This window comes from Arthrobacter sp. LAPM80 (assembly GCF_046736435.1).
Classification (GTDB): domain Bacteria; phylum Actinomycetota; class Actinomycetes; order Actinomycetales; family Micrococcaceae; genus Specibacter.
Genome location: NZ_JBCHVD010000001.1, coordinates 261,605 through 284,520 on the forward strand (window position 1 = coordinate 261,605; position 22,916 = coordinate 284,520).

22 protein-coding genes are annotated in these 22,916 nt (G+C 62.0%); 20 read left to right on the plus strand and 2 right to left on the minus strand.

Annotation, left to right across the window (positions count from 1 at the left end; genetic code table 11):
- The first annotated feature begins 2 nt into the window (after positions 1–2).
- The 7 genes from AAGW05_RS01185 (at position 3) to AAGW05_RS01215 (ending at position 8,989) form a co-directional block, all read left to right on the plus strand.
- Positions 3–1,370: a homoserine dehydrogenase gene (locus tag AAGW05_RS01185; RefSeq protein ID WP_411802635.1), complete on the plus strand. Its 1,368-nt coding sequence runs from the start codon at positions 3–5 to the stop codon at positions 1,368–1,370.
- On the plus strand, positions 1,370–2,473 hold the full coding sequence (gene thrC / locus AAGW05_RS01190) for a threonine synthase (RefSeq protein ID WP_411802636.1): 1,104 nt from the start codon (positions 1,370–1,372) through the stop codon (positions 2,471–2,473). Before AAGW05_RS01185 ends, thrC begins: the two co-directional genes overlap by 1 nt.
- Positions 2,474–2,500: 27 nt before the next feature.
- Positions 2,501–3,481, plus strand: a complete 981-nt coding sequence (thrB, locus tag AAGW05_RS01195; protein WP_411802637.1) for a homoserine kinase — start codon at positions 2,501–2,503, stop codon at positions 3,479–3,481.
- 339 nt (positions 3,482–3,820) lie between these two features.
- On the plus strand, positions 3,821–6,022 hold the full coding sequence (rho, locus tag AAGW05_RS01200) for a transcription termination factor Rho (RefSeq protein ID WP_411802638.1): 2,202 nt from the start codon (positions 3,821–3,823) through the stop codon (positions 6,020–6,022).
- Positions 6,023–6,182: 160 nt separating this feature from the next.
- Complete coding sequence (prfA, locus tag AAGW05_RS01205; protein ID WP_411802639.1) at positions 6,183–7,256, plus strand: peptide chain release factor 1; 1,074 nt, start codon at positions 6,183–6,185, stop codon at positions 7,254–7,256.
- Positions 7,249–8,121: a peptide chain release factor N(5)-glutamine methyltransferase gene (gene prmC / locus AAGW05_RS01210; protein WP_411802640.1), complete on the plus strand. Its 873-nt coding sequence runs from the start codon at positions 7,249–7,251 to the stop codon at positions 8,119–8,121. The genes prfA and prmC overlap by 8 nt, the downstream gene beginning before the upstream one ends.
- 76 nt (positions 8,122–8,197) lie before the next feature.
- On the plus strand, positions 8,198–8,989 hold the full coding sequence (locus tag AAGW05_RS01215) for an L-threonylcarbamoyladenylate synthase (protein WP_411802642.1): 792 nt from the start codon (positions 8,198–8,200) through the stop codon (positions 8,987–8,989).
- A 339-nt stretch (positions 8,990–9,328) separates the two neighbouring features.
- On the opposite strand, the gene AAGW05_RS01220 is transcribed toward AAGW05_RS01215, so the two are convergent.
- Positions 9,329–10,285, minus strand: a complete 957-nt coding sequence (locus tag AAGW05_RS01220) for a glycosyltransferase (protein WP_411802643.1) — start codon at positions 10,283–10,285, stop codon at positions 9,329–9,331.
- Complete coding sequence (locus AAGW05_RS01225) at positions 10,282–11,181, minus strand: glycosyltransferase family 2 protein (protein ID WP_411802644.1); 900 nt, start codon at positions 11,179–11,181, stop codon at positions 10,282–10,284. The genes AAGW05_RS01220 and AAGW05_RS01225 overlap by 4 nt, the downstream gene beginning before the upstream one ends.
- A 291-nt stretch (positions 11,182–11,472) precedes the next feature.
- Here AAGW05_RS01225 and AAGW05_RS01230 point away from each other — a divergent pair, with 291 nt between their 5' ends.
- From AAGW05_RS01230 to AAGW05_RS01290, 13 genes are all read left to right on the plus strand, one after another.
- Positions 11,473–13,260: a polysaccharide biosynthesis protein gene (locus AAGW05_RS01230; protein ID WP_411802645.1), complete on the plus strand. Its 1,788-nt coding sequence runs from the start codon at positions 11,473–11,475 to the stop codon at positions 13,258–13,260.
- On the plus strand, positions 13,260–14,312 hold the full coding sequence (locus AAGW05_RS01235; RefSeq protein WP_411802646.1) for an MraY family glycosyltransferase: 1,053 nt from the start codon (positions 13,260–13,262) through the stop codon (positions 14,310–14,312). Before AAGW05_RS01230 ends, AAGW05_RS01235 begins: the two co-directional genes overlap by 1 nt.
- 97 nt (positions 14,313–14,409) lie before the next feature.
- The gene (locus AAGW05_RS01240) at positions 14,410–14,943 is read left to right on the plus strand and encodes a hypothetical protein (protein WP_411802647.1); all 534 of its coding nucleotides are present in this window, start codon (positions 14,410–14,412) and stop codon (positions 14,941–14,943) included.
- Positions 14,933–15,187: a hypothetical protein gene (locus AAGW05_RS01245; RefSeq protein ID WP_411802648.1), complete on the plus strand. Its 255-nt coding sequence runs from the start codon at positions 14,933–14,935 to the stop codon at positions 15,185–15,187. Before AAGW05_RS01240 ends, AAGW05_RS01245 begins: the two co-directional genes overlap by 11 nt.
- Before the next feature lie 90 nt (positions 15,188–15,277).
- On the plus strand, positions 15,278–16,090 hold the full coding sequence (atpB, locus tag AAGW05_RS01250) for a F0F1 ATP synthase subunit A (RefSeq protein WP_411802649.1): 813 nt from the start codon (positions 15,278–15,280) through the stop codon (positions 16,088–16,090).
- A 94-nt stretch (positions 16,091–16,184) separates the two neighbouring features.
- Positions 16,185–16,394, plus strand: coding sequence for an ATP synthase subunit C (locus AAGW05_RS01255; protein ID WP_062287156.1), 210 nt, complete (start codon positions 16,185–16,187; stop codon positions 16,392–16,394).
- 79 nt (positions 16,395–16,473) lie between these two features.
- Positions 16,474–17,025 carry a F0F1 ATP synthase subunit B gene (locus tag AAGW05_RS01260; RefSeq protein WP_411802844.1) on the plus strand — a complete coding sequence of 184 codons (552 nt, stop codon included), beginning with the start codon at positions 16,474–16,476 and terminating at the stop codon, positions 17,023–17,025.
- Positions 17,025–17,840, plus strand: a complete 816-nt coding sequence (locus AAGW05_RS01265; protein ID WP_411802650.1) for a F0F1 ATP synthase subunit delta — start codon at positions 17,025–17,027, stop codon at positions 17,838–17,840. The genes AAGW05_RS01260 and AAGW05_RS01265 overlap by 1 nt, the downstream gene beginning before the upstream one ends.
- Positions 17,841–17,954: 114 nt before the next feature.
- Positions 17,955–19,592 (plus strand): F0F1 ATP synthase subunit alpha, encoded by a 1,638-nt coding sequence (gene atpA / locus AAGW05_RS01270; protein WP_411802651.1) that lies wholly within the window; start codon positions 17,955–17,957, stop codon positions 19,590–19,592.
- 71 nt (positions 19,593–19,663) lie between these two features.
- A complete protein-coding gene (locus AAGW05_RS01275) occupies positions 19,664–20,557 on the plus strand; it encodes a F0F1 ATP synthase subunit gamma (RefSeq protein ID WP_411802652.1) in 894 nt (297 codons plus the stop codon).
- A 51-nt stretch (positions 20,558–20,608) separates the two neighbouring features.
- The gene (atpD, locus tag AAGW05_RS01280; protein ID WP_411802845.1) at positions 20,609–22,066 is read left to right on the plus strand and encodes a F0F1 ATP synthase subunit beta; all 1,458 of its coding nucleotides are present in this window, start codon (positions 20,609–20,611) and stop codon (positions 22,064–22,066) included.
- A 2-nt stretch (positions 22,067–22,068) separates the two neighbouring features.
- Positions 22,069–22,359 carry a F0F1 ATP synthase subunit epsilon gene (locus AAGW05_RS01285; RefSeq protein ID WP_411802653.1) on the plus strand — a complete coding sequence of 97 codons (291 nt, stop codon included), beginning with the start codon at positions 22,069–22,071 and terminating at the stop codon, positions 22,357–22,359.
- A 10-nt stretch (positions 22,360–22,369) separates the two neighbouring features.
- Positions 22,370–22,801, plus strand: a complete 432-nt coding sequence (locus tag AAGW05_RS01290; protein ID WP_411802654.1) for a DUF2550 domain-containing protein — start codon at positions 22,370–22,372, stop codon at positions 22,799–22,801.
- The last annotated feature ends 115 nt before the right edge of the window (positions 22,802–22,916 follow it).

Sequence of the window (22,916 nt, forward strand, 5' to 3'; positions counted from 1 at the left end):
CCTTGACACAGCGCAACACCGTGGACACTGACGTGTCCGCAACGACCAAAACCCTCAAAGTGGCCCTCCTTGGCGCCGGGAATGTGGGCTCGCAGGTTGCCCGCATCCTGCTTCACGACGCCGACGCGCTGGCTGCCCGAACGGGCGCCCGGCTCGAGTTGGTTGGCATTGCGGTGCGGAACATCGATTCCCCGCGCGAGGTCGAAATCCCCAAGGAACTGTTCACCACCGACGCCTCGGCGCTGGTGCGCGGGGCCGACATCGTCATCGAGCTCATGGGCGGCCTGGAGCCGGCCCGCACGCTGATCCTTGAAGCCATCGACCACGGCGCAACCGTTGTCACCGGCAACAAGGCGCTGCTCGCCGTCGATGGCCCCACCCTGTACGAGAAAGCCGACGCCGCAGGCGTGCAACTTTCCTATGAGGCAGCCGTGGCCGGGGCCATCCCGATCCTGCGCCCCATCACCGATTCCCTGGCCGGGGACAAGATCACCCGCGTGATGGGCATTGTCAACGGCACGACCAACTTCATCCTCGACGCCATGGACACCACCGGTGCCCAGTTCGCGGATGCGCTTGCCGAGGCAAAGCGGCTGGGTTACGCCGAGGCAGACCCCACCGCCGACATCGAGGGGCACGACGCGGCAGCCAAGGGCGCGATCATTGCATCGCTCGCCTTCCACACGCGTTTCGCGCTGGCCGACGTGCACTGCCAGGGCATCACGTCCGTGACGGCCACCGACATTGCCGCCGCAAAGGAGGCCGGCTACGTCATCAAACTGCTGGCCATTGCCGAGAAAATAGAGTCGACCGACGACGCCGGAGCGCCCACCTCGGGCGTCAGTGTACGCGTGCACCCGACCCTGCTGCCGCGCGAACACCCGCTGGGTGCCGTGCGAGGTGCCTTCAATGCCGTGTTCGTTGAGGCGGAGAATGCCGGCGAGCTCATGTTCTACGGCCGCGGTGCAGGTGGCGCCCCCACGGCGTCCGCCGTCATGGGCGACGTCGTTTCGGCCGCCCGCCGCCTCGTTTTAGGTGGCCCCGGCCGGACGGATTCAACCATTGAAGTGCTCCCGGTCCTGCCCATCCAGGCCGTCTCAACGCGTTACTACATCGGCCTTGACGCTGCAGACCAGCCGGGGGTCCTGTCCAAGATTGCAGCACTCTTTGCCGAGAACGGCGTCTCCATTGAGACGATGCGGCAGACGGTGCACCGCGATGGAAACGTCAAGGGGGGGCCCGGTTCCGCCGAGCTGCGCATTGTCACTCACCTTGCAGGTGAGGCTGCCCTGTCAGCAACCGTGGAGGCCATCAATGGCCTTGACGTCATTAATTCAGTTACGAGTGTCTTGAGGGTGGAGGGAGTCTAATGGCTCACCAGTGGCGCGGGGTTGTCCGCGAATATGCAGAACGTCTGCCGGTAACGGCAGAAACCAAGATCATCACGTTGGGTGAGGGTGGCACACCGCTGGTGTTTGCCCGTGAACTCTCCGAACTGACCGGTTCCACCGTGTACCTGAAGGTCGAGGGCATGAACCCGACGGGTTCCTTCAAGGACCGCGGCATGACCATGGCCATGACGGCGGCAGTTGCCGCCGGTGCCAAGGCCGTGGTGTGCGCCTCCACCGGGAACACCTCGGCGTCGGCAGCAGCCTACGCCAAGGCTGCAGGACTGACGTGTGCGGTGCTGGTGCCCGAGGGCAAGATCTCCATGGGCAAGCTGAGCCAGGCAGTGGCGCACGGCGCCACGATCCTGCAGGTCGACGGCAACTTCGACAACTGCCTTGACGTTGCCCGCAAGCTCGCCGACTCCTACCCTGTATTCCTTGTGAACTCTGTCAACCCCGCCCGCATCGAAGGCCAGAAGACAGGCGCCTTCGAGGTTGTCGACGCCCTGGGCGACGCGCCGGACTACCATGTGCTGCCCGTGGGCAACGCAGGAAACATCAGCGCCTACTGGCGCGGATACAAGGAATACTCGGCCCCCTACGAGTCGGCCACGGCCGGCACGCTTGACGCAGTTTCAACGCACACCCCAATCATGTGGGGCTTCCAGGCAGCAGGAGCGGCGCCGTTCGTTGCCGGCCACCCCATCTCAGACCCGGACACGATTGCCACCGCCATCCGCATCGGCAACCCCGCATCCTGGGACATGGCCATTGCCGCACGTGACGAGTCCGGCGGACTCATCGAGGCCGTGACCGACGAGGAAATCCTTGCAGCACACCGCTGGCTTTCAGCCAAGGAAGGCGTCTTCGTCGAGCCAGGCTCGGCAGCAGGCGTCGCAGGCCTGATCAAGAAGCACGCAGCCGGGGAGGTCCCCACGGGCAAGACCTTCGTCATCACCGTCACCGGCCACGGCCTCAAGGACCCCGACTGGGCATTGAAGAACGCCGATGGAAGTACAGCAGCGCCGAAGTCGGTTGCCTTTGACGTGGTTACGGTTGCCACCGCACTGGGCTTGACGGACTAGCAGCACACCATCATGACAGGGCAAACCATGACTTCCCCGCTTTTGAAGACTCCCGCTGCCGGCGCCACCGCCACAGTGCGGGTCCCCGGCACCAGCGCCAACTTGGGTCCCGGATTTGATTCCCTGGGCCTTGCCGTGACGCTGTATGACACCTTGCGCATCACCATTTTGGCCGCCCCGGTGTTGGAGTTCGACTTGAGCGGGGAAGGCGTGGAGGAGCTCCCCCGGGATGCCAGCCATCTTGTGGTGAAGACCATGGACCTGGCCTGGCAGCGCCTTGGCTACACCCGCGGGGGCCTGCGGGTCGCCGCGGAAAATGTCCTGCCGCACGGGCGCGGCCTTGGCTCCTCGGCGTCGGCCATTGTTGCCGCCATCATGGCGGCCAACGCACTTGTCGCACCCGAGGACCGCAAGGACCGGGCCTGGATCCTGCAATTGGCGTCCGAGCTTGAGGGCCACCCCGACAACGTTGCCCCGGCCATCTTTGGTGCGGTGGCTGTGTCGTGGCAGGAAGGCGCCGGATACTCCAGCGCCAAAGTTTCCCCGTCCGTGTCGGTGGTTCCCGTAGTGGCCATTCCGGACGTCGAACTGAAAACAGAACGCGCCCGCGGGATGCTCCCTGCCACCGTGCCGCACGCCGACGCTGCGGCGAACTCCGGCCGCGCGGCGCTGCTGATGCATGCCCTCACGGCTGACCCGTCGAAGCTGCTGGCCGGCACGCGCGACTACTTGCACCAGGATTACCGCGCGGAGGCCATGCCCGAAAGCGCAGCACTCGTTGCACGGCTGCGCGAAGAGGGCCACGCAGCGTTCATCTCCGGCGCCGGCCCGACCGTCATGGTGCTCGCAAACGGGGGCGACGAGGCGGATGCAATTGTGCGCCGCATCACCGAATTGGGTGGCACGGGACCGGACAGTTCCCCAAAAGCGGCCGGACACGGCGTGTCTTGGCGGGTTTTACGGCTCCAGGTTGACCTTGAAGGTGCTAAAGTGGAAGTGCATCAGTAGCCCACAAACACTCTCCCCGCAATGGCCCATAACCGGTCAGCGTGGAAATGAGCAATGTTTATTCGGCTCCCGGTGCCACTCTTGCGGCCTGCACTATCTTGTGCGGTGACCGCTGGGCCAGCCCAGGCAGCCGCCGGATTGGCCTAAAGGATCGCTCCCATTTGAGAAAAGATTCAAAGAGTGAACTTCACCATTCCCTGACATGCCCGGTTAATCGGATTCGGGAATGGAACCTCAGAATTTTCCCATTGCAGGCCAGTGCGGCAGCAAAAGGGGAATCTGACACTAATCATCGCGGCCCCAATAATTGGGCCCGCCATCGAGGGGGAAGGATCCTTCGTGACCGAAACCGTAACTTCAGCCGCCGCTCCCAAGGCCGCTGATTTGGACACCGTTGCCAAGGCCGCGCCTGCAAAGTCCGCAGGTTTGGCAGGCCTGAAATTGGCACAGCTTCAGATTCTGGCAGGACAGCTGGGCATCACCGGCGGCTCCAGGATGCGCAAGGGCGACCTTGTTGACGCCATCTCGGCGCACCAGCGCGGCTCGTCCGTGGCTGACCGCCCCGTCCGCACCGCCAAGGCTGCCGACGCCGAGCCTGCCGCAAAGCGTGGCTCCACGGCACGGAAGGCAGCCGAGCCGGCCGCCGAAGCAGCCACAGCAGACACCAAGACGGCAGATGCCCCCGCCGCCGACTCCGGCACCGCCGCCGAGCGCCCGGCCCGTGGCCGCGGCCGCTCACGCCGCGCCGCCAGCAGCGACGGCATCATCACCACCGGCACCGCCGCCGTTGCCCAGGAAACCAGCACCCAGGCCCCCGCTGCGGCCGTTGAGACGGCCGCCGTCGAGCCTGCCACTGCCGATGCGCCGAGCCAGGGCGATAACGACGGCGAGAACCGCCGCCAGGGGCGCACCCGCAACAACCGCCGTGCCCAGGGTGGTGGACGCCAGCAGGATTCCGTCTCCGAAGCCGCAGTTGAGCCCGCTCCCGCCGAGTCCGGTGGATCCGCCCAAGGCGGTGCCGAGCAGCAGGACGAGAACGGCGAGAACAACGACCGCAACCAGCGCAACCAGCGGAACAACCGCAACCAGCGCAACGGTGGCGAGCGTGCAACCGCCGAGCGTTCGGTCAACGACCGCAGCCAGAACAATAACGCCGCAAACGACGACGAGGACGGCTCGCGCAACAACCGCAACCGCCGCAACCGCCGTGACCGGAATGCCAACGATTCAGTCGAGCGCAGCACCGACCGCAATGACCGTTCGGGCAACCAGAACAGCCGCAACGACCGCAACGACCGTTTCCGTGACCGCAACGAACGCCGCCGCGGCCGCACCCAGGGCCCCGACTTCGATGACACCGAGGTGACCGAGGACGACGTCCTGCTGCCCGTGGCCGGCATCCTTGACATCCTTGACAACTACGCGTTCGTGCGCACCTCCGGCTACCTGCCCGGTTCAAACGATGTGTACGTTTCCCTGTCCCAGGTCAAAAAGTACAACCTGCGCAAGGGCGACGCCGTCGTTGGCGCCATCCGTGCACCGCGCGAGGGTGAAGACCGCAGCAATGCCCAGAGTGCCCGCCAGAAGTTCAACGCCCTGGTGCGTGTCACCAGCGTCAACGGCAAGAACCCTGAGGAGCTCAAGAACCGCGTCGAGTTCTCCAAGCTGGTACCGCTGTACCCGTCGGAGCGCCTGCGTTTGGAAACCGACCCCAAGGTTATCGGCACCCGTGTCATCGACCTGGTGGCCCCGATCGGCAAGGGCCAGCGCGGCCTGATCGTGTCTCCGCCCAAGGCCGGCAAGACCCTGATCCTGCAGTCGATTGCCAACGCGATCACCATTAACAACCCTGAGGTTCACCTCATGATGGTTTTGGTTGACGAACGCCCCGAAGAAGTCACCGACATGCAGCGAACGGTCAAGGGTGAGGTCATTGCGTCAACCTTCGACCGTCCCGCCGATGACCACACCCAGGTCGCCGAGCTCTCCATCGAGCGCGCCAAGCGCCTCGTTGAAATGGGCATGGACGTGGTTGTCCTGTTGGACTCCATGACCCGTCTGGGCCGTGCGTACAACAACTCCGCACCGTCCTCGGGCCGCATCCTCTCCGGTGGTGTTGACTCGGCTGCACTGTACCCGCCGAAGCGTTTCTTCGGTGCAGCCCGCAACATTGAAAATGGCGGCTCGCTGACGATTCTGGCCACGGCACTGGTGGAAACCGGTTCCAAGGCCGATGAGGTCATCTTCGAGGAGTTCAAGGGCACAGGCAACATGGAGCTCCGCCTCTCACGCCAGCTTGCGGACAAGCGCATCTTCCCGGCTGTCGATGTCAACGGATCGGGCACGCGCCGCGAGGAGAACCTGCTCTCCCCGGATGAAGTGAAGATCATGTGGCGTCTGCGCCGGGTGCTCTCCGGCCTGGAAATGCAGCAGTCGCTTGAACTGCTGACCTCCAAGATCCGCGAAACGCAGTCAAACGTCGAGTTCCTCATGCAGATCCAGAAGACAACCCTGGGTTCCAAGGCCGAGCACGACAAATAGCTAAAGTAGCGAAACCGCCTCCGTTGCGAGGGGCCGGGGCAGCAGGTGACACTGCGCCCGGCCCCTGCGCAGCGACGGCGGTTTCGTGCGTTAACTTGCGGCTTGAAATGGGCCGTGCACAAGAAATTAGACTTGACTGACGTCGAGAGAGGTTTTTGAAATGTTTGAATCCATCCATGGGCTCCTTGATGAGCACGCCGAGCTGCAGATGCGCCTGAGCGAGCCTGAAGTGCACGCAGACCAGGCATTGGCACGCAAGCTTGGCCGTCGCTACGCGGAACTGAGCAACGTCGTTGAGGGCTACCACCAGGTCGAGTCCATCAGCGACGACCTCGAGGCCGCCCGTGAAATGGCTTCGGAGGACGCAGAGTTTGCCGCCGAGGTTCCGGTGTTGGAGGGGCAGCTGGCTGCCGCGCAGGAAAAACTGCGCCGCCTGTTGATCCCGCGCGATCCCGACGACGCCCGTGATGTGATCCTTGAGGTCAAGGCCGGTGAAGGTGGCGACGAGGCTGCATTGTTCGCCGCCGACCTGGTGCGCATGTACACCCGCTACGCGGAAAACCGTGGCTGGAAGACTGAAATCATCTCCGCCACCCACTCCGATTTGGGCGGCTACAAGGACATTTCAATCGCCGTCAAGGGCCGCTCAAACGACCCCGCAGAAGGCGTTTTTGCCCGCCTGAAGTTCGAAGGCGGCGTGCACCGCGTCCAGCGCGTGCCGGCCACCGAGTCGCAGGGGCGCATCCACACCTCCGCCGCAGGCGTCCTGGTCCTGCCTGAAGTTGATGAGCCTGAAGAGGTGGACATCAACCAGAACGACCTCAAGATTGATGTCTACCGTTCGTCGGGCCCCGGCGGCCAGTCGGTGAACACCACCGACTCCGCCGTTCGCATCACCCACCTGCCCACGGGCATCGTGGTGGCCATGCAGAACGAGAAGTCCCAGCTGCAGAACCGTGAAGCCGGCATGCGCGTTCTGCGTGCCCGCATCCTGGCACACCAGCAGGCCATCATCGACGCCGAGAACTCGGCCGTGCGCAAGTCACAGATCCGCACCATGGACCGTTCCGAGCGCATCCGCACGTACAACTACCCGGAAAACCGGATCGCCGACCACCGCACCGGCTACAAGGCGTACAACCTTGACGCCGTGATGAACGGCGACCTAGAACCCGTGGTGCAGTCGGCCATTGAGATGGACGAGCAGGCCCGATTGGACGCCCTGGGTGACTGATGAACGTCAGTCCCTGGAGGATGCAGTGACGCGTGCGACGGCGGTCCTTGCGGCCGCCGGCGTGCCGTCACCGGCGGTGGATGCGCAGCTTTTGGCCGCCCACCTGCTGCGCGTCAGCCGCGGTGAATTGGCTGCGATGTTATTTGGCACATCCGTGTCACCGGAGGGTTACGAGGATCTTGTGGCCCGACGTGCGGCGCGCGAGCCCCTGCAGCACATCACCGGAGTGGCGTACTTCAGGCACCTTGAACTTGCCGTCGGCAAGGGAGTTTTTGTGCCGCGGCCCGAAACCGAGTCGGTTGTCCAGCTCGGAATTGACGTATTGGCACAGATGCGCCAGGAACGTGGGGCTGAGGACGGACTCCTCGCCGTCGACCTTGGCACGGGGTCCGGCGCCATTGCGGCGGCCCTGGCCACCGAGGTCGCCGGCTGCCGCGTGTACGCCGTCGAGCTCAGTGACGACGCGTTCCCGTGGGCGCAACGAAACCTGGCCGGAACCGGTGCAACCCTTGTCCACGGTGACATGCGGGACTCACTGGCCGAGCTTGACGGGACGGTCGACGTGGTCGTGTCCAACCCGCCTTACATTCCAGCCGCCGCCATTCCGCGGGACCTTGAGGTGCGGCTGCACGATCCGCACATGGCGTTGTACGGCGGGGGAGCGGACGGCATGGACATGCCAACGGCCGCCGCTGCCACCGCGGCGCGACTGTTACGCCCCGGCGGGTTCTTCGTCATGGAGCATGCCCAAGTGCAGGCCGAGCAGATGGCTGCACTGCTGAGCGAGAGCGGGCATTGGTCAAACGTGCGCACACACCTTGACCTCACAGGGCGTGATAGGGCAACCAGCGGGTACCGGCGCTAGAATAACTGCGCGCACACGAAAGTGATTTGCAAAAACGCGTTCAAATGCATGGGCGCCGTGATGAAAGAATGAGTTTGTGACTACCACTTCTTACAACTGCACCAATGACGCCCAGCGCGCGGAGGGCCTTGCCCACGCCCAAAAGGCCATTGCAGCAAAACAGGTTATCGTCATGCCCACGGACACGGTGTACGGCATCGCAGCGGACGCCTTTTCCCCGCAGGCAGTGGCAACCCTTTTGGCAGCCAAGGGCCGTGGACGCAACATGCCGCCGCCAGTGCTGATCCCTCGGATCGGCACCATGGAGGGTTTGGCAACCGAGATTCCCGACGACGCCCGCAAGCTCGCCGAGAAGTTCTGGCCCGGCGCCCTCACCCTGATCTTCCACGCCCAGCCCACCCTGACCTGGGACCTTGGCGAAACGCAGGGCACGGTAGCGCTGCGCGTACCCGATGACCAACTGGCCCTTGACCTGCTGACCATCACCGGCCCGCTGGCCGTATCAAGTGCCAACAGGACAGGGAACGCAGCCGCCCAGACCGCGTCTGAGGCACGCGTGCAGCTTGCCGAATCAGTTGAGGTGTACCTCGAGGGCGGCTTCCGTCCGCTGGAGGGCACCGATCCGGCCCCGTCCACGATCGTTGACGCCACCGGACTTCGTCTGCGCGTTGTCCGTGAAGGCGCCATCTCCCTGGCGGAGATCCAGCGTGTCATCCCCAGCGCCCTTGGCCCGGAGGCCGAGCCCGAGATGTGGACGCCGTCGAACCTGTCAAGCGAAGAGCCTGCCCCGGCGCTGGACCTAACCAAGAAGGACGACGCCGACACGGACGCCGACGCAACGAAGGATTCGGCCGGATCCAGCTCCTAGTCCGACTCCATGGAAATGGCCTCCAAACTCTGTGTTTGGAGGCCATTTCCGCATGGTCGCAAGCAAGGCGAAGGAGGCACGGCGGGTGGCCCGCCGTCGGCAATGACGCCAAAGGGGACGTTGCCGGCGACCATGTCGGCCGGCCCCTTGCTTGCGGGTCCCTGAGGATTGACGCCGCCTACATTGCCGCGTTCCATGGGCATGTAATAGTCGATGCTGACACCCGCCAGCCAAGGAAACCTCCTCGCACCGCAGTTCCTTCACCCACCTGGTGCCGCCGTGGTAGGGAAACCCTGCCTGGGTCGCAGGGAGGCACTGCCGTTACCTGTGAGAAGGCACTTAAGGCTTGTGGCGAAGCGCTGGCATCGGCTCGAAGTCGGTGGCTGCCAGGATCCGACGCGACTCGCGCCAGCCGGCAATGAGCCTGCCGCTGCCACGCAGGGTCTTTTCCACGCCCACAAGACGCACAAGCTCCTTGGCGGCCGTCAGCGCCGTGCCGAGGGCGAACCCCAGAGGGTTGAAACGGCCGTGGACGCGCAGGTACTGTCCCACAAGTCCGCGGTTGCGCATGACGTAGAAGCGGCTGAGGTCGCTTGAGTCGTTCAGGTGGCGGATGCCCAGGTCGATCGTCCGCTGGGCACGCACCTTGTGCAGCACAAACTCGTTGACGTACATGACGGGTCGTTGCAGGGAGACAAGCCAGCCGTAGATGGCGTCGTCCCAGGTGAGGAAGAAGCGGGGGTCAGGCAGGCCCACCGACTCCACGGCGTCCCTGTGCAGCAGCATGCCTTCGAAGCAGCCAACATTGGTGGCGAATTCATCCGACGTTGCGAAGACGTCCCCGCGCACGGGAAGGGGGAAGCCAAGGAACGCGCTGAAGTCGTTTTGCCAGTAGAACGGCCCGCCCGCCGCGTCGTAGCGGCGGCCCACCATGGCGTCGTATTTTTCCATCCACGGCGCGAAGGCGCCAATGGCATCGGGAACGCATGTGACGTCGTCGTCCATCAGCCACATCCACTGCGCGCCTTCGGCCAAGGCGCGCTCGACACCTGCGCAGAAGCCGCCCGCACCGCCGGAATTTTCGGCCAGCAGGTGGTGGATCAGGGGCACAGGGAACTGTGCGCGGGAGGCCTCGATGACCTCTGCCGTATCATCCGTGCTCGCGTTGTTGACAACGATGACACCTGCCGGGGCGGGATTCAGCGCCGCGGCGGAGGCGAGCAGCCCTTCGAGGTAGTCGGAGCGGTTGTACGTGGTGATGACCAGGAAAAACCCGCTGTGGCGGTCCGTGCTCAAAACTTTTGGTCCTCAATGGGTCCGAACTTAGCACCACGCAGGCCGGCGCCATAGGTTCCTGCCCACTTGGCCAGGCCCTTGAGGTCTCCCTTTTTCAGGAAGTACAGGGGATATCCGACGGCGTCGGCCACGAAGGAGCGCACGCGGCGGTGCTTGCGGGTGAGGAAACCGCGGTTGCGGTAGTAGTAGAAGCGCTTGAACGGTGTTTCGGGGACAAGCACGTGCAGCCTGTCACCCAGAACCAGCTTCACCTCGCCCCAGCCGGCCGGGTGGGTCAGAGCCACCGTGGTAACGGTGCCGAACTTGATGTTCGCCTGGCGCAGGCGCAGCATGAAGTCCACCTCGTCGCCGCGGATGAACAGGCGCAGGTCCGGCAGGCCCACCTTGAAGAACACGTCGGTGCGGATCAGTGCGCCGTTGAAGAACTGGCCGATGTTCTCAATGAAGCCCAAGGGTTCAACCTCCGAGCGCTCGTGCGTCAGGTGGCCCTCAAGACGGAACGGGAAGGAAAGCTTGCTCGGCTCGCCCGGGGCCACGATGAGGGGCACCACCACATCCATGTTGCGGGCCTTGGCAGCCTCAAGCAGGGTTGCCAGGCAGGCAGGGTCTTCGGGATGGGCGTCGTCGTCCATGATCCAGACCCATTCGGCGCCCGAGGCGATGGCGTTCAGGATGGCCAGTGAGAAGCCGCCCGCCCCGCCAAGGTTGGCCAGGGAACGAACATAGGTCACCTCCGCCGGCGCCTCGGCCGCGATGGCCCGCACGTCCTGTGTGCCCGAGTCAACCAGCGCAATGGCGTGGGGGGTGTGGGTCTGCTGTGACAGTGCCCCCAACAAGGTGCGCACGTCCTCAGGCCGGTCAAAGGTGACGGCAGCGACGGCTACGGAATCAGTCAAGGGGGAGTCCTCTCGGGTGGTGCCCGCGGCATTGCGCGGCATCCGGCACGGCTAAACAGTGAGTAATCATCGGAAGGGATTACTATTCATGTGTACCTTCCACTTTAGTACAGCCTCCATCCAACGAACTGTTGCGGCGAAGGCAACAGCGCACAGCCGGCAACCACTTGGCAGAATACGGAAATACGAATCACCTTGAATACCTCCAGCACACAGGCACACGGCGAACCCGGGCGCCCTTCAACTGACGGTGACAGGAAGCCGCGCCTATGGCTATTGTCACAGGCGGTCTTGGATTCGCTCTGCTGGATAGTGGCGCTGATGCTCGCCGTGCTGCTGCGCTACGAGCTCGATGTCAAGCTCATCAACGTCACGGGCCTGGTGCTGTTGATCGCTGTCGCCGTTGCCACGCAGCTCATCGCCGGGTGGTACATGGCGCTGTACCGCGGACGCTACACCTTCGGCAGCATTCAGGAGGCCCGCGTCCTCATTGCCGTCACACTGATAGTGGCAGTTGTTACCAGTGTCTTCCTCTCAATCTTAATCAATGAAATCCACGTGGCCCGTTCCGTGGCCATCATTGCCTTCCCGTTCGCCGCACTGACCATGGCCGCCGTGCGCTACGCCAAGCGCCTTTACGTTGAGGGCAAGCCGGTTTTCGGCGAGGAAGCCCAAAAGACCCTTGTCTACGGTGCAGGCTTCCTTGGCAACTCGCTCGTGAACCGCATGGTCCAGGACCCGGAATCGCCCTACGTCCCGGTGGGTCTTGTTGACGATGACACGTCCAAGAAGCACCTGCGCCTGAGCTCGGTCGGGGTGTTGGGCGGGGGAGATGAGCTCCCCGACATCATCAGGCGCACCAAGTCAACAGTTGTTGTGCTGGCCATGGCCCACCTGAGCGCCAAGCGCATTCGTGAAATCTCCGACAGTGTTTCAGGCCTGGGCGTGAAAGTCCTGGTCCTTCCCCCACTGCAGGAAATGCTCAGCCCCGACACCAACAGGGACAGCAGGGGAGGCCTGACCGACTTCCGCGAGATCGACGTCGCAGACCTCATCGGACGCACACCCGTGGAAACGCAGGTGGAGCAGGTGGCTGGCTATATCCGGGGCAAGCGGGTGCTCGTGACGGGCGCCGGCGGATCCATCGGCTCCGAGCTGTGCCGCCAGCTGCAGGGCTTTGATCCGGCAGCGCTGATCATGCTTGACCGTGACGAATCCGGCCTGCAGCACACCCAGCTCTCCATCGAGGGCCACGGTCTGCTGGACAACGAGGACATTGTGCTGGCTGACATCAGGGATGCCGACTCCATGACGAGGATCTTTGCGGACAGGCGCCCCGAAGTCGTGTTCCACGCTGCCGCGCTCAAGCACGCGCCGCTGCTGCAGATGTACCCCGAGGAGGGCTGGAAGACAAATGTCATCGGTTCCTTGAATGTCCTTCAGGCCGCGCGCCGCGTGGGTGTCGAGACGTACGTCAACGTATCCACCGACAAGGCAGCCAGCCCCACCACGGCCCTTGGCCACTCCAAGCGTGCAGCCGAGAAGCTCACATCCTGGATGGCGGGCGAGACGGGCAAGCGCTATGTCTCCGTCCGCTTTGGCAACGTGATCGGCAGTCGCGGTTCCATGCTCCCGTTGTTTACCGACCAGATCAACAAGGGTGGCCCCGTGACCGTCACGCACCCGGACGTGACCCGTTTCTTCATGACCATCCCCGAGGCCTGCCAGCTGGTGATCCAAGCAGGCGCCATCGGCCACGGCGGCGACGTGCTCATCCTTGACATGGGAGAGCCCGTGCGCATCATGGATGTCGCCGAGCGCATGATCGCCATGTCGGGCAAGGACATCAAGATCAAGATCACCGGCCTGCGCCCCTCGGAAAAGCTGCACGAACAGCTTACGGGGGACGACGAGTCGAAGGATCCCGACGGACACGCCAAGATTTCCCACACGCACGCCCAGCCGCTGGACCCCGCAGAGCTCGACCTCGATTTGTGGCTGCAACGCTGCCGTGATGAGGCGGGGCCAGATGCCCCCAGCATTGATGAGTCCGACGGCGACGTCGCGGCGGGTGCCTGATGGAACTGTGGGCACAAGTCACCGTAGGTGCCATCGCGCTTGTGCTTGCACTGGTGCTGCCGTTCTTCGTTCGTCCGATCCTGGCTCGCGCCGGGGTGCTTGACGTACCCAACGCCCGCTCCTCCCACACCGAGCCCACCATCCGCGGCATGGGAATCACGACGGCGGTCGCCTTGCCTGCCGCCGTTATCGTCGCGGTGTTCCTGCCCCAGTCGGCCAACGCGCTCCAGGGTTCGCTGACCCTTGCGGTGATTCTCGCCGTCGTGCTTGGCGCAGCCGCGATTGGCTGGGTCGAGGACATCCGCGGCTTGTCGGTCAAGGTCCGGGCAGGGCTGCAGCTTGCTTTGGGCGGCGTGGCCACCGCAGTTGTGGCCATCCTTGACCCGGGTCAGCAGCAGTTGTGGCTGATCCCCGCCGGCGCCGTGGCTGTTGCGGCATACGTCAACGTCACCAACTTCATGGACGGCATCAACGGCATATCGGGCACGCACGGCCTGCTGGTTGGCGGTTTCTACGCCTACGCAGGGTACATGACAGGACACGGCTGGATGGTTTATGCCGGCATTGCCATCGCGATGGCCTTCGCCGGGTTCCTTCCGTGGAACCTGAGCCGGAACAAGGTCTTCCTCGGGGATGTGGGCAGTTACCTGCTGGGTGCCTCGATTGCCGTCACAGCCATGTGCGCATTCCTCGCCGGTGTTTCCGTTGAATACATTTTCTCCCCGGTACTGATCTACCTGATCGACACCTTTGTGACGTTCCTGCGCAGGCTCCTTGCAGGTGAGCGGTGGTACGTCGCCCACCGCCAGCACGTCTACCAGCGCCTGACCATCGTCGGCCTGAGCCATGTGCAGGCCACCGGCGTTGTTTGCGCGGCAACCATCCTCGTCAGCGTCCTGGGCGTTGTGGCGGCCCGGGGCGGGGAAGTCGCGCAGATTCTTGCGACTGCCGCCGGCTTCGCCGTGGTGCTTGCTTATTTGCGCACGCCCACCCTGTTCCAAATGATGCTTCGTCACACTGCGTCACGAAAAGACGGCGGCCACGGGTCGTAATGAACTTCTATCTCGTGTAGAATTTCCTCTGGTGACATTCACCCCCACCGCCGCAGGCGAGGACTTTTCCCGATGATTTCCAGATGATGGAGTTCCCATGAAGGACAAAGGCGCCCACCCCGGCGCTGAGCGCGGCCTGTTGACGGCCTCCGGTCCCTCGGCGAGTCCCAGCTGGAACATCTTGAAAAAGTGCCTCCTGGTTGACGGCATTGCCGTGGTTGCCATGGTGCTTGCGGCATTCATCCTTACGGACATGCACGGCGTGCTCAGCGTGTTGTCCGGTTCGCTGCTGGTGATTGCCTTCTTCGGTCTCAGCCTGTTGGTTGGCCACATTGTCAGCAGGCGGATGCCGTCTGCTGTCATGGGCGCCTTCGTGCTGACCTACATTGTCAAGGTTGTCGGGTTTGCCGCGGTGCTCCTTGCGCTTGGCATCCCCGACTGGCTTAACAAACCCTGGTTTGCCGGTGCCGCCGTCGTCTGTGTCCTTGTGTGGCAGGCAACCGAGGTTGTCATCTTCAGCAAGCAGCGGTTCCTGGTGTTTGACGAGTCGGCCGTGCCTGCGCCCGGGGCTTCCGCGCATGACGGAGACTCCGGCGAAAGCGAAGCGAAGGAGCCGACAGATGGCCAGTAAGACACCTGCCGGTAACGAGCCCGACCATGTCGTGGTTCCCCCCAAGTCGAATGCCGGAAAGCTGGACTACACCTACATTATTGGCGGAATCCTGCTCTGGGGTTTGATAGGGTGGGGATTGGACTTTTTGTTGCACACTGCTTGGATTGTGTTCGCGGCCTTGCCCGTTGGGGCGGTCTGCGGGTATTTCCTGGCCCGGCATCATCAAAGGCATGGTCGCCCAGATGATAACCAGCAACATTGATTGCCACCATCAGACTTTTCCACGGTGCGTGCCATCCTTGATGGATCACCATACTTGCCCTTTGACCGAAACTGCAGAGAGGACAGCGCGTTGACCGCGTTTGCGCTTCCGATGGCCTCGAATGACGGTGGCTTCGTTCCACCGACAATTAGTGACACCCACCTCCCCGACATCCTTCCCTGGATGTCCGACTACGGCACCGGGCTCGGCAAGCAGATGATCCTGGTCATCTTGTCGGTTGTCCTTATCGCAACTTTCTTTAGAATTGCGATCCGTAACCCGAAACTGGTTCCCGGTCGGGTTCAGTTCTTTGCCGAAGGCTTCTACAGCTTCGCGCGCAACACTGTTGGCCGCGACATCATGGGCGAGAAGAACTTCCGCCCCTGGGTGCCGCTGCTCTTCTCCGTGTTCCTGTTTGTGCTGTTGAACAACATCTTCGGCGCGATTCCGCTGTTGCAGCTGCCTTCCTTCGCTCACGCAGGCAGTGCGTACGCCATTGCCATCATCATCTACTTCACGTGGATTGGTGTTGGCGTGCAGAAGCACGGCATCCGCTACTTCAAGCTGGCAGTTGTTCCTTCCGGTGTTCCCGGTTGGATCATGCCGCTCATGGTGCCCTTGGAAATCATTTCCAACTTCATTGTCCGCCCGCTGACGCACTCGCTGCGTTTGATGGCAACAATGCTGGCCGGCCACATGATCGTGTCACTGGCAGGCGCAGGTGCACAGTACTTGATTGTTGTCCAGGACAGCATCCTGCTCAATGCCACCGGCGTTGCAGTGATCGCCGGTTCAGTGGCCATGTACTTCCTTGAATTGCTGATCATGGTCCTGCAGGCATTTGTCTTCACCCTGCTGACCGCGATCTACATCCAGGGCAGCCTTGACGCGGATGCACACTAAGTTTTCCCCCCAGCAACACCCCTAGTTTTTCTCGAATAAAGAATCACCTCACAACCTGCCGGCACAACGCCGGTATCTTGAAAGGAACAAAACAATGCACGGCTCCCTTAACATGATTGGCTACGGCCTGGCGGCTATCGGTTCGGCAATTGGCGTGGGCATGATCTTCGCTGCCTACATCAACGGTGTGGCACGCCAGCCTGAAGCACAGCGCATCCTGCAGCCCATCGCCCTGCTTGGCTTCGCACTTGCGGAAGCACTCGCCATCCTGGGCTTGGTTTTCGCCTTCGTCATCGGCGCATAGTTCAAGAACCCTTCCGGTCCCTCCCGTAGGGGCCTAAGTGTTCATGGACAAATACCAGATTAAGGATTAGTGAGAAATGATTACCGCAGCAGTAATCCTCGCTTCTAGTGAGGGTGCAAACCCGCTTATTCCCAATGTGTGGGAAGTACTAGTAACTGCCGTGTCTTTCGCTGTCCTGCTCTTCGTGGTGAAGAAGTTCATCGCACCCACCTTTGAGAAGTCCTACACAGATCGTGTGGAGGCCATCGAAGGCGGGATCGAGAAGGCGGAAGAGGCCCAGGCCGAAGCCAACGCACTCCTGGAGCAGTACAAGGCCCAGCTGATGGACGCCCGCACGGAAGCCAATGGCATCCGTGAGAGCGCGCGTTCAGAAGGCGCCCAGATCCTGGCCGACCTGAAGGCGAAGGCTGCAGAGGAATCTGCACGCATCACCGCACAGGCCCAGGTTGCGATCGAAGCCGAGCGTATTGCCGCAGTAAACGCCCTCCGCAGCGAGGTCGGAACTCTGGCTACGTCGCTGGCAGGCAAAATTGTTGGCGAAGCCCTCGAAGACGATGCGCGTTCCAACCGCGTGGTTGAGCGCTTCCTGGCCGACTTGGAAAACCAGTCGAACGCGGGTGCAACGAAGTAATGGCAGGTGTATCGAGCAAGTCATTGGCAGCGGCTCTGGAGTCGTTGGAACCCAAGCTCGCCACTGCGTCGATCGCATTGGCCCAGGACCTCTTCGCAATTCTTGAGGTCCTGGACAGCAACGCCGGCCTGCGCCGCGCACTGATCGATCCCACTCGCGAGAGCGCGGACAAGTCAGCGCTGGCGACCAAGCTTCTTGCAGGCAAGGTCGGTGCCCAGGCACAGAGCGTGTTCCTGGACTTGGTTGCTTCACGATGGAGCGATGCACGTGACCTGGGCGATGCACTGGAAGTCTTGGCAGCAACATCGGCGATCGCGGTTGCTGAAGGTCAAGGCGGCGGTTCTGCCAACCTGGATGCGCTTGAAGAGGAACTCTTCACGTTTATCCGAGTTGTGGGATCCAGTCATGATCTGCAGCGCGCACTGGATGACGGACAGGCAACGGCTGCAGCCAAGGGTGCGTTGGCGCTCAAGGTTGTTCCGCTCGCCAGCCCCGTCTCGGCGCTGTTGATCCGCCAGGCCGTAGCCGCCCCCCGCGGGCTCAAGCCCACGGCCCTGGTGCAACGTTTCGTGGAATTGGTTGCCAAACGCCAGCAGCGTTGGATCGCCTACGTCAGTGTCACCCGTGACCTGAGCGTGGAGCAGCTCAACCGCCTGCAGGCCGGCTTGAACAATCTCTATGGTCGGGACTTGAAGATCAATGTCAACATCGACCCGACATTAGTCGGCGGGATCAAGGTTGTCGTGGGGGATGAGGTTGTTGACGCATCCGCAGCCACCCGACTTTCCGATCTTCGCCGCCGGTTGGCAGTGTAGGAAACTTTTTAGTTTCCTTGACAGCCAGTCCACAACAGACTGAATCAAAAATTTAGGTTGCCACCACACAATTTTTCAGGTGGCAGCCACAACTTAGGAGAGCAGGGACTGCAGATGGCCGACTTGACCATCAATGCCGACGACGTCCGCAATGCCTTGAATGAGTTCGCAGCGTCCTATGAACCGGGCAACGCAGAGCGCGTCGAGGTTGGCCGCGTCACAACGGCTAGTGACGGCATTGCCAAGGTGGAGGGTCTTCCCTCCGTCATGGCCAACGAGCTTCTTCGTTTCGAAGACGGCACACTGGGCTTGGCCCAGAACTTGGACACTCGCGAGATCGGTGTTGTTGTCCTTGGCGACTTCGCCGGCATCGCCGAGGGCCAGCAGGTTCACCGCACAGGGGAGATCCTCTCCGTGCCGGTGGGCGACAACTTCCTGGGCCGCGTGGTTGACCCCTTGGGTCAGCCTATGGACGACCTGGGCGAGATTGAATCCGAAGGCCGCCGTGCTCTGGAACTTCAGGCACCGGGTGTAACCCAGCGCCAGTCTGTAACTGAGCCGTTGCAGACCGGTATGAAGGCCATTGACGCCATGATCCCGATCGGCCGTGGCCAGCGTCAGCTGATCATTGGTGACCGCCAGACGGGAAAGACGGCCCTGGCCGTTGACACCATCATCAACCAGAAGGCCAACTGGGCTTCGAACGATGTCAAGAAGCAGGTGCGCTGCGTTTACGTAGCCATCGGCCAGAAGGCTTCCACCATTGCTGCCGTCCGCCAGACCCTGGCTGACAACGGTGCCTTGGAATACACCACGATCGTTGCCTCCCCGGCTTCGGACCCGGCTGGTTTCAAGTACCTGGCTCCCTACACCGGCTCGGCTATTGGCCAGCACTGGATGTATGCCGGCAAGCACGTTCTGATTGTCTTTGATGACCTTTCAAAGCAGGCCGAGGCATACCGCGCCGTTTCACTGTTGCTGCGTCGCCCGCCGGGCCGCGAGGCATACCCCGGTGACGTGTTCTACCTGCACTCCCGCCTTCTGGAACGTTGTGCCAAGCTCTCCGATGAGCTCGGCGCAGGTTCAATGACCGGCCTGCCGATCATTGAGACCAAGGCAAATGACGTATCGGCTTACATTCCGACCAACGTTATTTCCATCACCGACGGACAGATCTTCCTCCAGTCGGACCTCTTCAACGCCAACCAGCGCCCTGCAGTAGACGTCGGTGTCTCTGTATCCCGCGTTGGTGGTGCTGCACAGGTCAAGGCCATGAAGAAGGTTTCCGGTACGTTGAAGCTGGAATTGGCTCAGTACCGTGACATGGCTGCATTTGCCATGTTCGCCTCGGATTTGGATGCCGCCTCCAAGCAGCAGCTGACCCGTGGTGCACGCCTGATGGAACTGCTCAAGCAGGGTCAGTATGCACCGTTCCCGGTCGAGAACCAGGTTGTTTCAATCTGGATGGGCACCAACGGATACCTGGATAACGTCCCGGTGGAAGATGTACGCCGCTTCGAGACCGAATTCCTCGAGCACCTGCGTCTGCGCACGTCGGTTTTGACCACCTTGGCTCAGACCAATTTGCTCGAACCTTCGACTGTTGACGCGCTCAAGTCCAACATTGTTGACTTCAAGAAGGGCTTCTTCGGGGAGGGCGACGACAAGCTTGTTGGCGCCGGCCACGAAGAGTTCGACGCGCTTTCCGCGCAGGATGTCGACCAGGAAAAGATCGTTAAGCAGAAACGCTGACACCATCCCTGATACGGGTTGTTGGCCCGTGAAGGGCCAACAACCCGAACAAGGATAAGGAAAGGAAAAACATGGGAGCCCAGATCCGGGTCTACCGCCAGAAGATCGCCTCGACCACGTCGATGCAAAAGATCTTCAAGGCGATGGAACTGATCGCTACGTCCCGCATTGGAAAGGCGCGCTTGCGCGTTTCGGCTTCATTGCCGTATTCCAATGCGATCACCCGTGCCGTTTCTGCCGTTGCGTCCCAGTCCGAGGTCGACCACCCGCTGACAACCGAGCCGGATTCCATCCGCCGGGCTGCAGTATTGGTGATGACTTCCGACCGTGGTCTTGCCGGTTCCTACTCTGCCAGTGTTTTGAAGCAGGCAGAGCACCTTATCGAGTTGCTGCATGGAGAAGGCAAAGACGTCACGACCTACCTGGTCGGCCGCAAGGCACAGGCGTACTTTGACTTCCGTGGCCGCGATTACGCCAAGGTATGGACCGGTGGCACTGACGCGCCGGAGTTTGAAACTGCACGTCAACTCCGCGAGGCCCTGCTGTTGGACTTCGCAACCGATTTTGAGGACGGCGGCGTGGATGAAATCCATGTTGTCTACACTCAGTTCAAGTCAATGGTTGTTCAGGAGCCAACAGTAATTCGTTTGCTGCCGTTGGAAGTTGTTGAGGAAGAAGTTGAATCCTCATCCGACCTGCTGCCGCTGTACGAGTTCGAGCCGCAGCCCGAGGACGTCTTGGACGCTTTGTTGCCGCGGTACATTGAGTCACGCATCTTCTCGGCACTATTGCAGGCAGCGGCTTCCGAGCTTGCGGCACGTCAGCGGGCCATGAAGTCCGCAGGCGACAACGCCAATGATCTGATCAAGAAGTACACGCGTCTTCGTAACAATGCCCGGCAGGCTGAAGTTACGCAGGAGCTCTCCGAGATTGTTGCGGGCGCTGACGCGCTCAACGCCTCTTAGCAGCCCAATTCATACTTATTCAATGCCATCTACACAAGTGAAGTGAGAGAGATGACTGCCCAACTCAACGAGCAGGGAACCGCAGCGAAGGCCGGTGCCAGAGGCCGCATTGCGCGCGTTATCGGCCCGGTTGTCGACGTCGAATTCCCGGCTGACGGCATTCCCGCTATTTACAATGCACTCACCACCGAGATCACTCTCAACGGTGAGACCAAGACCATCACCTTCGAAACCAGCCAGCACCTGGGAGACGGCGTCATCCGCGGCATCTCCCTACAGGCCACCGACGGACTTGTCCGCGGCAGCGTTGTGCAGGACCTGGGTAGGCCCATCACCGTGCCGGTAGGCGACGGCGTCAAGGGCCACATCTTCAACGTCCTGGGCGAGCCCCTTGACGTGACGGAAGCGGAGCTCGACTACACCGAGCGCTGGTCCATCCACCGCAAGCCCCCGGCATTTGCGAGCCTCGAAGGCTCCACGGAGATGCTCGAGACCGGTATCAAGTCCATTGACTTGCTGACTCCCTACATCAAGGGTGGAAAGATCGGCCTCTTCGGTGGTGCCGGTGTTGGCAAGACGGTTTTGATCCAGGAAATGATCACCCGCGTGGCCCGCAACTTCGGTGGTACTTCGGTATTCGCCGGGGTTGGCGAGCGAACACGAGAAGGTAATGACCTCTGGGTGGAAATGGAAGAGTCGGGTGTTCTCAAGGACACCGCACTCGTGTTCGGCCAGATGGATGAGCCGCCGGGAACGCGTCTGCGCGTGGCCCTGTCAGCTTTGACCATGGCCGAGTACTTCCGCGATGTGCAGAACCAGGACGTGTTGCTCTTCATCGACAACATCTTCCGTTTCACACAGGCCGGTTCCGAGGTTTCCACACTGCTGGGGCGCATGCCTTCGGCCGTGGGTTACCAGCCCAACCTTGCCGATGAGATGGGTCTCCTCCAGGAGCGCATTACCTCGACCAAGGGTCACTCGATTACGTCGATGCAGGCTGTTTACGTGCCCGCTGATGACTACACCGACCCGGCCCCGGCCGCGACCTTCGCCCACCTGGATGCGACCACGGAACTTTCCCGTGAAATCGCTTCACGTGGCCTGTACCCGGCCATCGATCCGTTGACGTCAACATCACGCATCCTTGACCCGCAGTACGTCGGCCAGGCCCACTACGACACCGCAGTGCGTGTCAAGCAGATCCTTCAGAAGAACAAGGAACTGCAGGACATCATCGCGATCCTCGGTATTGACGAGCTCGGTGAAGAGGACAAGATCGTCGTGGCCCGCGCCCGCCGTATCCAGCAGTTCCTCTCACAGAACACCTACACGGCCAAGCAGTTCACCGGCGTCGAAGGTTCGACGGTTTCCATTGCGGACACCATCGAAGGCTTCACCGCCATCTGCGACGGCGACGTGGACCACATTGCCGAGCAGGCGTTCTTCAACATCGGCGGTATGGATGATGTTGAGCGTCAGTGGGCTGCGATCCAGGAATCGACCAAGTAAGCATGGCTAACCTCGAAGTTGAAATCGTAGCGGCGGACCACTTTGTGTGGTCCGGTGCAGCGACCCTTGTCAAGGGTTTCACCAGCGAGGGCGAGATCGGCATTTTGCCCGGTCACTCCCCGTTGCTCGCGGTTTTGGCGCCGGGCTTGCTGGAGATCGCTCCTGTTGACGGATCCCGCTTCTTTGTGGAAGTGGACGGTGGCTTCTTCTCGGTTGACAACAACCGGGTCGTGATCGTTGCTGACAATGCGCACCTGTCTGACGGCGCAACGTCTGGCTCAGGGATTCGCTAGTAATCAATTGATGGACGAACTCGGTATTACGTTCATCGTGCTGGCAGTAGCCTTCCTGCTGGTTGTAGTAGCACTGTGCCTGTTCGGGGTGCGCCGCATGATGTTGCGGCGTGCCCTGGGCACCGTGGACGCCTCCATTTCCACAGCGGGCAACCGCTGGGCCATGGGGGTTTGTCGTTATCAGGAGTCGGGCCTTCAGTGGGTCCGGCTTCTTTCGTTAAGCCCGATCCCGGCGAGGACCATGGCGCGCAGCAAGATTGTGCTGCTCGGGCGCCGCGAGCCAAGCGAGGCCGAACTCACGAGGGTTCCACCCGGGGTGGTCATAGTGATGCTGTCCTACGAGGGCGACGACGTGCTGCTGGCCATGCGGTTTGGCGCCTACGCTGGCCTGTCGTCCTGGCTTGAGGCAGGTCCGCACACGGGTGTTGGCACCTGGCGCTGACCCTGCGTTGCGCAGTGTGCACGCAGACTCCGTGCAGATGATTCCCAGCAGTAGACGATATTATTGAGGTGCCTGCACTTATAAGTGCGGGAGTTCCTACAAGAGTACGGCGGAC

Bases quoted from the DNA above. Each gene is read 5' to 3' on its own strand.
- AAGW05_RS01275 (WP_411802652.1), top strand. From the start codon at position 19,664: ATGGGAGCCCAGATCCGGGTCTACCGCCAGAAGATCGCCTCGACCACG.
- AAGW05_RS01265 (WP_411802650.1), top strand. From the start codon at position 17,025: ATGGCAGGTGTATCGAGCAAGTCATTGGCAGCGGCTCTGGAGTCGTTG.
- AAGW05_RS01245 (WP_411802648.1), top strand. From the start codon at position 14,933: ATGGCCAGTAAGACACCTGCCGGTAACGAGCCCGACCATGTCGTGGTT.
- atpD (WP_411802845.1), top strand. From the start codon at position 20,609: ATGACTGCCCAACTCAACGAGCAGGGAACCGCAGCGAAGGCCGGTGCC.
- AAGW05_RS01240 (WP_411802647.1), top strand. From the start codon at position 14,410: ATGAAGGACAAAGGCGCCCACCCCGGCGCTGAGCGCGGCCTGTTGACG.
- AAGW05_RS01285 (WP_411802653.1), top strand. From the start codon at position 22,069: ATGGCTAACCTCGAAGTTGAAATCGTAGCGGCGGACCACTTTGTGTGG.
- atpA (WP_411802651.1), top strand. From the start codon at position 17,955: ATGGCCGACTTGACCATCAATGCCGACGACGTCCGCAATGCCTTGAAT.
- AAGW05_RS01290 (WP_411802654.1), top strand. From the start codon at position 22,370: ATGGACGAACTCGGTATTACGTTCATCGTGCTGGCAGTAGCCTTCCTG.
- AAGW05_RS01235 (WP_411802646.1), top strand. From the start codon at position 13,260: ATGGAACTGTGGGCACAAGTCACCGTAGGTGCCATCGCGCTTGTGCTT.
- AAGW05_RS01255 (WP_062287156.1), top strand. From the start codon at position 16,185: ATGCACGGCTCCCTTAACATGATTGGCTACGGCCTGGCGGCTATCGGT.
- thrC (WP_411802636.1), top strand. From the start codon at position 1,370: ATGGCTCACCAGTGGCGCGGGGTTGTCCGCGAATATGCAGAACGTCTG.
- prfA (WP_411802639.1), top strand. From the start codon at position 6,183: ATGTTTGAATCCATCCATGGGCTCCTTGATGAGCACGCCGAGCTGCAG.
- thrB (WP_411802637.1), top strand. From the start codon at position 2,501: ATGACTTCCCCGCTTTTGAAGACTCCCGCTGCCGGCGCCACCGCCACA.